Genomic DNA, 13,245 nt, shown 5'->3' on the forward strand with positions numbered 1-13,245 from the left:
TAATCCGGAGGGGGCTTTGAAAGCCTCGATTTGAGCGCCGAGCATTTGGGAGCTTAAGATTGTGTCGCATAGCCCATCGCCACCAAGCTCGCAGGAGACCCGTGCTGGTCTCTGGAACTATGAAGAAGCTTTCTCAAGAAACCTTGGCCTGATTTCACCCTCCGAGCAAGCGAGACTCCGCAACTGCCGCGTCGCGATCCCGGGTATGGGAGGCGTCGGGGGCCTCCATTTGATGACGCTCGTCAGGATGGGAATCGGAAAATTTCGCATCGCCGACGCCGACCAATTCAGTCTCGGCAACTTCAATCGGCAGTTCGGCTCGTCCGTCGAAACAATCGACGAATTTAAGGCCGAAGTCTTGGCTGCCGCCGCTCGTGGGGTGAACCCCCAATTGGAGCTCGACGTTCGCACCTCCTTTGTCGATGTCTCCAATGTAGACGCATTTCTCGAGGGAGTGGACCTGTTGGTGGATGCGGTTGATTTCTTCGCCTTTGACGCACGGCGGATGCTTTTTCGCGAAGCCCGCAAGCGTGGTATCTGGGCAGTGACTGCCGGGCCGATCGGTTTCAGCACCGCCTGGATGACCTTCAGCCCCCAAGGCATGTCTTTCGACGACTACTTTGACCTGCATGATGAAATGGATTCTCTGGAACGATTCATCGCGTTTGCTTTGGGGCTCGCCCCTCTGGCCACCCATATCCCTTACTTTGATTTCTCTTATGTGGACCGAGCCAGCGGCCGGGGACCTTCCGTCGCCGCTGCATGCTGCCTGGCGGCCGGCGTCGTAGGTGCCGAAGCCGTCAAAATCCTTCTCGGCCGGGGCACGGTCCGCTCGGCTCCACACTTTCACCAGTTCGACGCGTACCGCTATCTGCTGAAACACGGTCGTCTGCGGTGGGGCAACCGAGGCCCCATTCAGAAACTTAAGCGACGAATCATGCGCCGCCGCCTCATTCAGCTCGGCTTCAGCGTCTAGAACGGATCGCCCCATTGCCAACCCTTCCGACGATGCCTCCACCCGCTTCGGCCCTCAATACCCTTCTCCAAGCCGCCGTCCTGGCCCCTTCGGGCGACAATACTCAGCCTTGGCGATTTGTCGTCGACCACGCCCAGCGATCGATTCTGCTTGAGGTGGACCCCACGCGGGATCCCTCGCCCATGAATGCAGGGCAACGGATGGCGAGAATCTCACTCGGAGCGGCCCTCGAGAACATGGCTCGTACGGCCAACCACAACGCGTGGCGTTATGAGATTCGCGACGATAGCTCCAGCGGGATGGTTCGGTTTCAGCTGAATACCGATGCTGGTCCAGGTACGATCGATCCGCTGCTCGCCCTGCGGGTCACCAATCGACGCGTTTACGTCCGCAACGAGTTGACCGCGGAAGCTCTCGAACGTATACGTCCCACCGTCTCGGACGCCGACACGACACGGACCACTTTCCTCACCGATCCTGAAGTACTTAAGGCCCTGGTTCCCCTGATTGGTCGCGCGGACGCTCTAATTCTCGGAACCAAGCCGATCCGCAATGCATTCTTATCGAAGGTGCGATTCGACGTCGCCCCCAACGACGCCGTTGACGAGGGCTTATCGCTGGGGTCGCTCGAAGTTTCCAGAATGGACCGCATCTCTCTGCGTTTGATGCGTTTCCTGCAGCCATCGGACAAGCTGATGCAGGTGCTGGGGGCTCGGCGCATCTTTGCCCAAGTCGCAACGCGGCTCGCTGCCAGCGCCTCCGGATTTTGCGTCATCACTTCGACCGGAGACGACGAACGGGCCGATATTCAGGTCGGTCGGGCCTGGCAAAGAGGCTGGCTGCGGCTGACAGAGGAAGGGTTTGCTACCCAACCGATGATGTCACTCCTCGTGCTGCAAAACCTTCTGGACCACCACTTGGCTGAGATTCTCAGAAAACCCGACCGCGCCGCAGCCCGACGACTGCTCGAAGAATTTTGCACGTTCATCAGCACTCTCGCCGACGGACGCCCTGCCGCGCTATTGCGGTTTGGCCAAGCAGAAGCCCCCACCGCTAAGGTCCGTCGTCTGGCTCCCGAGCGATTCATGCGCGCTTAGTTTCCCCGGAAGCAGGGCATTCACAACCCACTCCATCGGTTGGGAATAACGCTCAACCGTCAAATAAAAAAAGCCGCACCGCTTTGGGAAAAGCGATGCAGCTCGTCATGTTATACACTCGGACCGCTGAGCTCGTGCAACCCGAACTCAGCCGGTCACGATGCAAAGACTTAGGCCTTGCGGTTGCGTTTCGACAGCCGGCGTCCCGCGGCAGCGCCGCAGACACCGAGGGCGAAGATCGTCATCGACCCTGGCTCCGGAACGATGGCCAAAATTCCCGCATCGGCGCTCAGGCCGGCGCTAAAGTCTCCCGTCCCTGCTCCCAGGCCGGTCGGCGTAAATCCCCCCTCGGAGAAGAGGCCCATGTTGTACGCGGCCAGCGAAATTGCATCCAGGATCGCGATCTGAGCTGCAGTGAGAGTCACCGGAGTGGGGTTGGCGGTTTGATCCGTGACCGTGGCCAAACCATTGAAATTTGTCGTTCCCCCACCCGGGAGTTCCACGTCCCGCAGCCAATCATCGCCCACGAACGCCCCAAGGCCGGGGTTGTCGAACAGCGCGCCAGGCGCGAAGAGGGTGTCTTCGAAGAAGGCAAAAAGCCCAGCTCCGCTCGCGGCGATACGCCCTACCGCACTCGCATTGACTGCTTCCGCTTCTGCTTCCAGAGACATCGCGGGAGTGATCCCAACGGAGTTCCCGTCGATAATGTCCCCGGGCGGAGCCAAGTCGAACTTCGTGAATACGTCGTCGAAGTTCCAGGTGGAGGGATCCGATGCTAGGAACGTCGACGGGTTATCGGTTTGCGAGGAGGCAAACCACAAAGAGCCGCCGTCGAACTTCGCGGTACCGAGTCCGGTGATCGTTCCCTCGACCGCGAAGATCGCGTGGAAAGTGCTACCGTCCGGCAACACGGTGGGCAACGTGGAACCATTGGTGGTATCCGCGAGACGAATCGCCCCCACGGTTCGCACTGTACTTCCGACTTCGAACGCACCTCCGTTGACCTGATTCGTCCAGAGCTGTCCGTTGCTAAAGCCCATCTGCTGAATGTGGATCAGCGGAGGTCCTGGAGCGCCGGGATTACCGCCGGGAAAACCAGCGGACTCCCGAACTTGCAACGTGCCATTGCTAGTGACATACGGGGCCGCCGAGGCCGAGGTTGCCGGCAGTAGACTGCCGCAGAGGAGCAAAGCTCCCAAAATGCGCATCTTCATCTCAATACACCTAACCTATAAGGTTTGAATACAAGCCTACAACAGAACGGATGAGCTGGATCCCTGACGGGATCACTCATGCGTTCCGCGGCGGCTTGATCAACCCATCGAGGTCAGGGAGCGGCGGCAGAACCCCGTCTTCGGGCAACAGCGAATCGGTCGCCTGGGGATCGATCACCGAGGTCGACCGCGGCATGATCGCCGATGCGGATCCACCCGTTAACGATCCCTGGTCAGTGGGGCTCTGCATCCCGCCGCTGCGTTCCTGAAATCCGTCTCGATCGCGACGGCTGTCCGATTCCTCCTTGGCTTGCCAGCCCGACAACAGCGACATGCCTCCTGCCTGCTCCGCCCCGTCGGAAGCGTCTCCCAGCCGGGAAAACATCTCACCCGGATAGCCGACCATCAGCCCGCCGTGGGCGGTCCCACAGAAGAGGAGGATCAGAATAAACGGGGAAATCTTGGGACTCATAGTATGCGACTGTAGGCTCGCGTCCCGGTGGAACAAGTGGCAAAAAGACAAATTTCTTTCATGAGCTCTCGGCTGCTCCAAACGGGAGTGCCTCTGTGCCAGGATGAACCAGCTCGCCCTTCCAGCCGCCGCCCGCCTGGTGCTTCAAGAGCGGACTCCGAGGTGGCGGAACGAAGGGCCGCGTCGGTCCAATCGCGATGGCGCTCCACGACGTACCAACGGCAACAAAGAGGCATGGCTCTATCGAACTGATTGCCGAGTCGCAGACGAGTCCCGCCAGCGGCTGAGATGCCCTCCCGCCACCCCCCATAGCGCGACCCCGCCGGCAGCCCCGGCGGATTGGGCCACAACATCGCGCACGGAGCAGTACCGCCCCTCACACCAAAGCTGTGCAAATTCGACCCCGCAGCTCATCGCGAGGACTGCTGCCAGGACGCCCACGGCGGCCAAGGCGAACCTTAGCCCTCCGGACCGAGGCGCCACGTATGCCCCCACGCCCCAGAAAGCGAGCGGAACGGTGAGGAGATAATTGACCGCCCAGTCGCCCCGATTGGAGGAGAGCCCCAAGGTGCTTCGATGATCCCATTGAGTCGCTCCACCGCCACACACCAGGGTACCATGACAAAGTCAAACGGCACGAGCGAGCCGTAGACTACCAGGAGCGCATTGGCTGCGGCGAGCAGCGCGAAGCCCCGATCGAATCTGCCCGACGCCTGGCCCATCAAACCTGCTTCCCGCTGGAGAATGCTTGGTGATCATGCACACCGGGTTTACTCATCGCTGGCTAACACGTCTCGATACACCGCGCCGATTCTCTCCATCCGCCGGCGAAAGCTCCAGTTTTCGGCGACGGTTTTGACTCCGGCAGTGGCGTACCGCTCGCGGCACTCCGGCGTCTGCGCGAGGCTCCGCATCGCCGCGGCCAGTTGCTCCACATCGCGTGGCTCGACCAAACATCCGTCGACCCCGTCGGCAATGATCCGCGGCACTCCCCCCACCCGCGTGGCGATCACCGGAACTCCCACCGCCATCGCCTCGAGCACCACGTTCGGCAACCCCTCGCGGAGACTGCTGAGGACGAATAGATCGAGGCATTCGAGAAACCCTCGGGGGTCCGCGCAGAAGCCAACCAATTCAACTCGCGATTCCAATCCCGCGGCGGCGATCTGAGCTTCGAGCTTCGCCCGCTCGGGTCCTTCTCCGGCGATCAGCAAACGGGCATCGAGACCGCGGCCGACCACTTTGGCAAACGCTTCGATGAGCAGATCGAAGCCCTTCTCGGTGGCGAGTCGGCCGATCGTTCCAATGGTCAGCTGCCCTGCAGAGGCGCCCCGCCGCTCGGCGCGCTGCGCCGCGTGAGTCGATCGGCGACGGCAGAATTGCTCGTGATCAATTCCGTTTTCAATCACTACGCACCGCGCCGGAGCGACGCCGCCGCGAACGACTTCCTCCGCCACGGCCTGCGAGACGCAAATCACTTTCTTGTAGCGGGGCAGCCACCATCGCTTGTCCAGCCGATAATAAATTGGCATGTGACGCGAAAAGTCGTCCCATCCATGGACGGTGGTCACCAGTTGCAGCGGATAAAAGCGCCGCACGATCAGCCCCAGGAGATTGGTCTTGTAGTCATGCGCATGCCAGATCGCGGCTCCCAGCTTTCGGCACACGGCGATCGCCTGCCCGACGGAGCGGAAGTCGAACTTGCTGCGATCCTCGATCTCGACCAGCGGAGCCTCCCATTGGGCCGCGCGGGTTCGCAATACCGCGAATCCTGGATCGTTCGGCGGACGCAAGAAAAGACAGTGCGAAGAATAGCCGAGCTGCTTTAGATAGCGAGGCGAATTAAGAATGGTCTTATCGGGCCCGCCCCCGGTCGAGGTGACGACGCGGGCATGCAGCACCAAGGGTTGGTCGCGGTGGCCATCGCTCCGTTTCGGCCGCTCCCTGCTCCCGGTGGCTCTCGCCACGGTTCGAGTATCCATGATCCTAACGGGCCTCCACCCGTCTGGCCGGCAGGAATGGCCCCAAGCCGCGGGCCAGGAGATAGGTCGCAAACAGCACTCCAGACAGAGCCGAGCGCTGCGCATGGCTTCGCTTGATCCAAGCGATGCCGCTCGGCACCACCAGGCAGCAGACGACCAGGACGCCGGTCAGCAGCCACCATTGCCGGCCGACTGCCACGGCAAACGCCAACGCCGCCAGCGTGCAGGCCAGTAGCGCCACATATCCCAACGGCACCACCAAACTCGGAAATTCCGCTAGGCGTGCTCCCCGCTTCCAGGCGCTGCGAAAATTACCTCGGCTACGCCACATCTCGCGGCGAAAAAATTCCGTGAGCGATTGAGATTCGCCGAGGTGCAAAACCGGGCACTGATGATCGCGACGAAGTTCGCCTCTCTGGGCCAACCGGAAGGTAAGATCCGAGTCCTCACAAGTCGTCAGCGACTCATCGAAACCTCCGACCTCGTCAAATACGGCTTTGCGGACGAGCAGATTGAATGCGGGGAGCCAAGGCACCGTCTCCCAATTGCCCCTCAATTGCGGAACAAGGCTCTCCACCCAGACCCGCTCCACCCAGGGTGCACTGCAGGGGGCCTGCGCCTGAACGGAACCCACAGCCACGACCCGCGGCTCCGCAAGGTGCTCCAGCCCCCGCTGAAGCCACCCCGGGGGCAGCACGCAGTCGGCGTCGACGAATGCAATCGCATCCGCATCACTGATTCTGGCCCCCGCATTCCGCGCTCGGCCCGCGTTGCCGGGAAGCACCTGCACGACCCGAGCCCCGTACCGCCGCGCAATCTTTACGGTGGCATCCTCCGAGGCGTTGTCGACGACCACCAGCGACACCGCCACCGGATCCGGCAGCCCGACCGACTGCTCACGAATCGCCGCCAGGCACCGCGCCAAATGCCGCTCCTCGTTGCACGCTGGAACGACGAATGCCACCTTCACCACAGACGTTTCCACTGCGAGCGGATCGGAGTCCGCGCCCCCGACGGCGGCCATGCGGATCAAACCTCGGACCAGGGAAAGACCGATCGGCTGACACCGCTAAGAGGCCGAAAGTCCCTGCGGCGAACCCACGCCCCGTGTTCCACCCAAGACAACACTGGCAAATCGCTGCGTGAGTCTCCATAGGAGTACGACCCTGAGGGCCGCTCACTCAGCGCCAGACGCTGCTGAAGCGCCGCCAGTTTCTCGCGACCTTTGCAATTCTGCCCCTCCAACTGCCCCTGCCAAATCCCCTCCAGCTGCCTGACGCGCGTGCACACGACCTCCTCAATTCCGAGCGAAGCCGCGATGCATGGGACAAAAATATTGGGGCTCGCCGAGAGCAAGATCACCCGATGGGACTGGCGGTGGTGCCCTTGAAGCAGTCGATGCCCAACCGGATGCAGATGCCTCGGCAACCACTGCTCGCAAAACCACTGGTTGTGCTCATGGATCCATTCGGGCTCCACCCCCGCGATGAAGTTCTGAATCAACCGTTGCTTGAGCTCGTAGTCCTTCAGGAGCTTGCCGAGATAGCCACTGAGAAGGAAAGGCATGCCGGCTATCGCGCGATAGCGAGAGAAGCGTCTCCCGAAGCTGATCAGATAGGCGAGGAAGGAGTCCCGCGTCGTCAGCGTTCCATCCAGATCAAAGATCGCCAACGGGCGTGAATCCGAGGGCCCCTCGCCGAGGCCGGGAGTCGGCATGGCGGTGGCAACGGCCGTGGAACCTGCTTCGGAGCGGCAACGCGGCAGCGGAGAAAATGACTCCATCATGCGGCCCCCCGGGCTTCCCGCTGCACCGCTGCTCGGCGGTCGACGACCGATGCGATCGCCTGCTCGTAGGAACGATGCATGGATTCCTCAGAGAAATGCGCAGCAGCCCACTGCCGTCCCGCTCTTCCCATCTGATGCCGTAATGCAGCTTGCTGCCCGAGCTGAACAAGACGCTCCGCTAAGGCGGTGGGGTCTCTCGCCGGACAGAGAAAACCGTGCACCCGATCCGCAACGATCTCTTTCAAGCCTCCCACATCAGTCGCGACGATCGGCAACTCCGCCGCCATGCCTTCGAGCACCGTCAGTGGAATTCCTTCACTGATGCTCGATAGGAGCAGGATATCGGAGGCGGCGAGCAATTGCGGAATATCTCGGCGGAGCCCCAGCAGGTGCACCCGCTCGGAGACGCCACATGCGGCAATCTCCGTCTCGATTCTCCCTCGCTCCGCCCCTTCACCAACGACCAGCAGGTGAACGTTCGACGACGTGGATGCCAAAGCGATCGAACGCACAGCCGTAAGGTGGTCCTTCAAAGCGTCGAGTCTTGCGACTTGCACGGCAACCACCGCATCGGAAGAGAGTCCGAGCTCGGCTCGCAAACGGTCCTTGGCACCTGAGAAGTGCTCCGGATTGAACGCCTCCACCGGAATTCCATTATGAATCACTTCAACCCGTTCGGTAGGCAGCCCGTCGTTATCAACCAGAGCCCGTTTCACATCATGTCCCACCGCAATTAAACGGTCCTGCCTTCGCAGCAAGGCGCGGTTGAACCAAACCCGTCTGCGGCGTCGATAATCGGGAAAGAACCTGCCGTGTTCCGTGAACACAATCGGAACGCCTGGCATCCCGATCCGTGCCGCCATGGCGTAAAAAAACGGTGTGTACTGATGCGCGTGAATGAGGTCGATCTGTTCGCGGCGGACGAACTGCGACAACCGTCGGACGCAGTTCCAGTCGATGCCCGGGCGTCGGTGAAGCTGCTCCACCTGGTAGCCACGGGCGATCAACCGCTCACCGATCTCCCCCACCTGGTCCAAGCAAGCAAAAAGCACCCGATAGCTATTCGATAGCCGCTGCCCGAGTCGGTCCGCGAGCACCTCGGCACCGCCGGTGTCCAGACTATGCAGCAACTGGAGAATGGTTTTCTGAGCCATCGTCAAAACGACCTCACAGGCGGCTGGACATCTGAGCTAAATCCACCATCCAAAGCTCACGTCCCCAAGCCAAACAGAGCACCGCGCAGAGCCCACACGCCAGCCACAGCCGCCACCTTGGACGTTCCGCCTGAATCCGGACCAACGAAACGAATGCGACCGCCAAATAAAGACATGCCAAGGGCATCACCGGCAGGTGGTACCGCGAATGCGCAAAGATCGCCGAATGCACGAGCCAGGGAAAGCCGATGTTGGCTAGCAGCAAGATATGAAACCGCCAATCCCTGGGTTGCGCAAAAACGATTCCAAACAGCGCCGCGAATGCCAAAGCGGCGTAATAACCGACGATCATGATGGCGATGAGCAAGAAGACCGGCTTCGAAACTTGACCCCAGAATCCCGACTGCATGCCGGCAATCAACGTGCGGTCGAGTTGCCAGAAATTAAAACCGCGAACCAGCGACCGCTGGAGCGTCACCCCCGGATGCTCCACCATGTACCGCACGCCGTGCCGCATTGCCAACTTGTCAATCTGTCCTTGCGTCAGTCCCTGCAACGACCCATGCTCAGCTCTCAATACGCTGATCCAAGATCGGTCGCCCTGCACCAGTTCGATCGTCGCCCAGGATCGTTCCAGTGGCGTGTGCTCATAGTTGCCCATCATCACGTTTCGGCCGCCCATGACGTCGATCAACGTCAGCGTCTTCTGCACCTGCGTATTGCGATAAGCCCAGGGAGATATCGTGATCGCGAAGGCGACGAGCATCCCGGCGCTCATCGCCAGGCGTTTTGCAACGGTGCCTGTGCAGAGAAAAAGCAGAAGCACGGCCAGTGCAGGGGCGAATAGCCATAGAATACTGCGAACAAGTGCCCCCAAACCCAGAACCAAACCGGCCGTCAGCAACCATCCCAATGACTCACGGGCGATCGCTTCGGCAACCAGCCACACCGAAAGCGTGACGAGAAACGTAAAAAGAGTTTCGGAAAGAATTAGATTATTGAAACCCAATGCGGACGGATAGAAACAGTACGCTGCAGCGCCGAGCAACCCCACGCGTTCGGAAAAAGCCAACGCACCAATGCGGAAAACAATCACTACCGTCAACAGGCTGAGAGCCGCTTGACCAAGACGAATCGCCTCAAAATTCTGGATGCCGAACAGACGATATCCGATCGACACACACCACGGATAAAGCGGTGGCCGAAGGGAGCTCAGGTTCCCCGCGGGCGTCACGTAACTTCCGGTCTCGACCAGGCCGACAGCCAGGCGATCATAGTCTTGCGCGTCGACAATTTGCTCATCGGCTCCGGCAAACAGCCCCCAGACGGCGAGCCGGACGATCGCTCCGAACACAAGAATCCACAGCAGCGGGCCCCATGATGATGGCGTGCGTGCTGCTTCCGTAGGGCGGGAGTCCGCTGCACCCGCGACCCCTTCACCGCAAGCCATTCGTCTGCTGGGCAATCCGCCGCTGGGCAATCCGCCGCGGAGCCTCGCTCCCTCGCGTTCCGCGGGTTCCGTGGCCGAGGCCAGGAACTGCGGCAAGTGGAACTGGCCTTCCAGGGGGAGGTGCATCAGTCCCAGCTCCACAGCGATGGCACCCGAGAGGGTGCCACGTTGAATATCTCGTACAACCCTGGAACACTAACAAACATCAATCCCAAAAAGGCGAACACGGTGATGACCAAGTAAACCATCAACCCAGTCTCTCGATAGAGATGCTCCGGGTTCTGCACGGCGCTGTTCTCTTTCAGTGCCACATGCATATAGGCGCTAAAGAACCCGGCAATCAGAGGCACGCTTAAAATCAGCTCCAGATGGTACCGAATGATAAACACACCCAAAAGCAAGGCTGCCCCACTAGCATAAAAGAACATGCTCACAAGCAAGCGGTTGTCGTCGTAGTAGGCGAACGATCTCCGGTATGCGGACGCGATTGCCTTGTCATTAATCTGCCGATACTCGGCAAACCGCTTGCTGGCCATGAAAAACGCACCGATCATCCAGTAGGAGAGGATCAGGGACATCGGTGGCAACAACGTCGCAGTGATGGTGAACCAGCCCAACATTAAGCGGATCGGATTGTTCACCGATTCCGAGAGCACATCCAGGTAGGGAACCTCCTTCGTTCGCACTGGAGGAATATTGTAAGCCATCCCCATCACGAGCAGCGCCACAGCTGCAAGCAGGAATGAAAAGTTCACCTGCGCCGCCAGAAGCAGCCCCACGGCCCCCAGCCCTGCCCACTCCAAGTAAGCCAGCGGCAACTTGACCCGGCCCGATGGAATCGGGCGATTGCGTTTCGTGGGGTGCCCTCTATCGCTGCGAGCATCGAGAACTTCGTTAATGACGTAATTGCTCGAGGCAATTAGGCACGTCGCTGCCAAAGCAAGTGGAATTAACCAAACTTGCTGTGGGGTCAGCGGTGCCATCTCGTAGAAGTAAGCGACCACGACGCCCGCCAGCATAAAAACGTTCTTGAACCAGTGGTCAGGGCGGGCGATTTGGATGTATGGAATCGTCGCTGTTAGCCAGCCCACCGACGCGGGTTTTTCTAACGGAGCGGGGTACACGACGCCGTCGCCGGGATCGGAGCTTAAACGCTGTTTCATCGCATTAACACCTGACTGGACGGCGCTTCGGTTTCGCAGAGACGATTTTCCGATGCCGCCGGGAGGTACCGTTCCATCCAAGCCGCCAAGACGAGAATCGCCCATAACAGATTTCCATATCGGGCGACCTGCTGGCAGTGCATCGCGTATAATTTTCGCACCACGGCAAGGTCCAGGTAGTTTCCAATTGGGGCCGACGGCGAAAGTACGACCGAATGGAAAACCCCTCGCAGCGGTTTCCGTACCCACGCGTCGATGGGCGTTTCAAAGCCCTGCTTGCCGCGGTAGATAATGTCGTGGGGCAACCACGGCTCGCAGGTTTTCTTGAGTATCCACTTCGTGGTCCCGTTGCGGATTTTCAGCTCCGACGGGACGCTCCAAGCGAGTTCCATCCACTCGTGGTCGACCAGAGGCGTTCGAACCTCAAGTCCGAAGGCCATGCTGGCGCGATCCACTTTGGTGAGGTAGTCGCCCGGGAGCATCAGCGATAGATCCGCGGCAATCATTCCCCGCAAAGGATCGTCGGCACGACTGCCGAACCCTTCCATGACCTGATCCTCTGAGCGGTATCCACCGAGCTGGCGACGAACCTCCGCGGCGAGGAGCTGACGCCGAACTGGGTTGCGGCAGATCTGGAGCGTATTGGCATACGCCTCAGCGGGCTCCAGGGAAAGATTGGTCAGGAGGGTCTTCATCCTTAGGAAGCGAGGCAGCCAATCTGCCTTGGGCCAGATTCCGGCGCTCGGTTTAACGACGGACGAACGGAGCCAAGCAGGCAGATTGCGGCGGACGGCTGCCTCGCGCAGGTCGTGGGCGTACCGCGAGTACCCCCCAAACCCTTCGTCGCCACCGTCACCGGAGAGCACCACCTTGACTTGCTTGGACGCCAGAGAAGCGACGTGCATCGTGGGGACGGCCGAAGCATCGGCGAATGGCTCGTCATAGTAGGTCGTCAGCGAATCCAGAGAGGCGAGGGCACTCGAAGAAACTGTCGCCTCGGTGTGCACCGTCTGATACTTCTCTGCAACGAGTCTGGCATACTCAAGTTCACTAAACCGCTTCTCGGTGAATCCGATGGAGAAGGTCCGGACAGGTTCGTCCCCGTTCCGCGCAAGCACGGCGGTCACCGCGCTGGAATCGAGACCGCCACTCAGAAAACAACCCACAGGAACGTCCGCGATCCGATGAGCCGCGATGGTCTCCGACAACTTCGACCGCAGCTCCTCCTGCCACTCATCGAGTTTCCGCTCGCGATGTACCTCTCCGGCGAGCTTCCAGTAACATCGCTCGCGCAGCTGCCAACGGTCCGCGTCGAGGCAGACCATCGATGCAGGGAGCAGTTTCCGAATGCCGCGTAGGATCGTACGAGTCCCTGGCACGAAACCGAAAGCCAGATAATCCTCCAGCGCACAGGGGTCGATTCCCCGCGGTATTCCGCCATAGGCGAGGATTGCCTTCAACTCGGAACCGAACAACAGTTTCTCATCATCGAAGGCAAAATAGAGTGGTTTTTGCCCAAGCCGATCGCGTGCTAAGAGAAGCGCTCGCTGTCTGCTGTCCCACAAAGCGAAAGCGAACATGCCGCGCAAGTCGTGCACTAGGTCCTTTCCTCGTTCCTCATATAGATGGACGATCGTCTCCGTGTCGGAATGGGTTCGGAAGACGTGGCCACGGCCGATCAGCTGGCGGCGAAGCTCGGGAAAATTATAGATCTCGCCGTTAAACACGATTTGGATGGAGCCCGTCTCGTTCCCCATGGGCTGAGAACCACCGGCCAAATCGATGATCGAGAGGCGGCGGTGGGCGAGCCCGACACCCCCATCGCCGAGATAGAAGCCCTCGTCATCCGGCCCGCGATGCGCGATCGCATTTGCCATCCGTTTCAGACGGTCCGCCGACACCCTGCGGTTCCGATCGGGATAGACGATTCCAGCGATCCCACACATCAAGAT

At 60.3% G+C, this 13,245-nt stretch carries 12 protein-coding genes; 2 read left to right on the forward strand and 10 right to left on the reverse strand.

Annotated elements, in window-relative coordinates; translation table 11 throughout:
• The first annotated feature begins 61 nt into the window (after window positions 1-61).
• Both GNK13_RS14715 and GNK13_RS14720 read left to right on the forward strand, forming a co-directional pair.
• Complete coding sequence (locus tag GNK13_RS14715) at window positions 62-976, forward strand: ThiF family adenylyltransferase (protein WP_164103312.1); 915 nt, start codon at window positions 62-64, stop codon at window positions 974-976.
• A 32-nt stretch (window positions 977-1,008) separates the two neighbouring features.
• A complete protein-coding gene (locus GNK13_RS14720) occupies window positions 1,009-2,073 on the forward strand; it encodes a nitroreductase family protein (RefSeq protein ID WP_164103313.1) in 1,065 nt (354 codons plus the stop codon).
• A 170-nt stretch (window positions 2,074-2,243) separates the two neighbouring features.
• Here GNK13_RS14720 and GNK13_RS14725 read toward each other — a convergent pair whose 3' ends face one another.
• From GNK13_RS14725 to asnB, 10 genes are all read right to left on the reverse strand, one after another.
• The gene (locus GNK13_RS14725) at window positions 2,244-3,287 is read right to left on the reverse strand and encodes a PEP-CTERM sorting domain-containing protein (protein ID WP_164103314.1); all 1,044 of its coding nucleotides are present in this window, start codon (window positions 3,285-3,287) and stop codon (window positions 2,244-2,246) included.
• A gap of 76 nt (window positions 3,288-3,363) precedes the next feature.
• Entirely contained in the window at window positions 3,364-3,759 is a 396-nt protein-coding gene (locus GNK13_RS14730; RefSeq protein WP_164103315.1) for a hypothetical protein, read from the reverse strand.
• A gap of 240 nt (window positions 3,760-3,999) precedes the next feature.
• Window positions 4,000-4,368, reverse strand: coding sequence for a VanZ family protein (locus GNK13_RS22100; RefSeq protein ID WP_390622517.1), 369 nt, complete (start codon window positions 4,366-4,368; stop codon window positions 4,000-4,002).
• A 161-nt stretch (window positions 4,369-4,529) separates the two neighbouring features.
• Window positions 4,530-5,741 carry a glycosyltransferase family 4 protein gene (locus tag GNK13_RS14740; protein ID WP_164103317.1) on the reverse strand — a complete coding sequence of 404 codons (1,212 nt, stop codon included), beginning with the start codon at window positions 5,739-5,741 and terminating at the stop codon, window positions 4,530-4,532.
• Between the two features lie 4 nt (window positions 5,742-5,745).
• Complete coding sequence (locus GNK13_RS14745) at window positions 5,746-6,711, reverse strand: glycosyltransferase (RefSeq protein ID WP_164103318.1); 966 nt, start codon at window positions 6,709-6,711, stop codon at window positions 5,746-5,748.
• Between the two features lie 59 nt (window positions 6,712-6,770).
• The gene (locus GNK13_RS14750; protein WP_164103319.1) at window positions 6,771-7,457 is read right to left on the reverse strand and encodes an HAD-IB family hydrolase; all 687 of its coding nucleotides are present in this window, start codon (window positions 7,455-7,457) and stop codon (window positions 6,771-6,773) included.
• A 65-nt stretch (window positions 7,458-7,522) separates the two neighbouring features.
• The gene (locus GNK13_RS14755; RefSeq protein WP_164103320.1) at window positions 7,523-8,680 is read right to left on the reverse strand and encodes a glycosyltransferase; all 1,158 of its coding nucleotides are present in this window, start codon (window positions 8,678-8,680) and stop codon (window positions 7,523-7,525) included.
• Window positions 8,681-8,693: 13 nt separating this feature from the next.
• Entirely contained in the window at window positions 8,694-10,130 is a 1,437-nt protein-coding gene (locus GNK13_RS14760; protein ID WP_164103321.1) for an ArnT family glycosyltransferase, read from the reverse strand.
• Between the two features lie 125 nt (window positions 10,131-10,255).
• The gene (locus tag GNK13_RS14765; protein ID WP_164103322.1) at window positions 10,256-11,293 is read right to left on the reverse strand and encodes a UbiA prenyltransferase family protein; all 1,038 of its coding nucleotides are present in this window, start codon (window positions 11,291-11,293) and stop codon (window positions 10,256-10,258) included.
• The gene (asnB, locus tag GNK13_RS14770; protein WP_164103323.1) at window positions 11,290-13,239 is read right to left on the reverse strand and encodes an asparagine synthase (glutamine-hydrolyzing); all 1,950 of its coding nucleotides are present in this window, start codon (window positions 13,237-13,239) and stop codon (window positions 11,290-11,292) included. Before asnB ends, GNK13_RS14765 begins: the two co-directional genes overlap by 4 nt.
• Window positions 13,240-13,245: the final 6 nt, after the last annotated feature.

The sequence above is a fragment of the Candidatus Laterigemmans baculatus genome, assembly GCF_010367455.1.
Taxonomy (GTDB): domain Bacteria; phylum Planctomycetota; class Planctomycetia; order Pirellulales; family Pirellulaceae; genus Laterigemmans; species Laterigemmans baculatus.

What these genes read in the sequence shown, in the direction of transcription:
- GNK13_RS14765 (WP_164103322.1), bottom strand. Translation starts at nt 11,293, where the DNA reads ATGAAACAGCGTTTAAGCTCCGATCCCGGCGACGGCGTCGTGTACCCC.
- GNK13_RS14740 (WP_164103317.1), bottom strand. Translation starts at nt 5,741, where the DNA reads ATGGATACTCGAACCGTGGCGAGAGCCACCGGGAGCAGGGAGCGGCCG.
- GNK13_RS14760 (WP_164103321.1), bottom strand. Translation starts at nt 10,130, where the DNA reads ATGGCTTGCGGTGAAGGGGTCGCGGGTGCAGCGGACTCCCGCCCTACG.
- GNK13_RS14755 (WP_164103320.1), bottom strand. Translation starts at nt 8,680, where the DNA reads ATGGCTCAGAAAACCATTCTCCAGTTGCTGCATAGTCTGGACACCGGC.
- GNK13_RS14750 (WP_164103319.1), bottom strand. Translation starts at nt 7,457, where the DNA reads ATGCCGACTCCCGGCCTCGGCGAGGGGCCCTCGGATTCACGCCCGTTG.
- GNK13_RS14725 (WP_164103314.1), bottom strand. Translation starts at nt 3,287, where the DNA reads ATGAAGATGCGCATTTTGGGAGCTTTGCTCCTCTGCGGCAGTCTACTG.
- asnB (WP_164103323.1), bottom strand. Translation starts at nt 13,239, where the DNA reads ATGTGTGGGATCGCTGGAATCGTCTATCCCGATCGGAACCGCAGGGTG.
- GNK13_RS14730 (WP_164103315.1), bottom strand. Translation starts at nt 3,759, where the DNA reads ATGAGTCCCAAGATTTCCCCGTTTATTCTGATCCTCCTCTTCTGTGGG.
- GNK13_RS14720 (WP_164103313.1), top strand. Translation starts at nt 1,009, where the DNA reads ATGCCTCCACCCGCTTCGGCCCTCAATACCCTTCTCCAAGCCGCCGTC.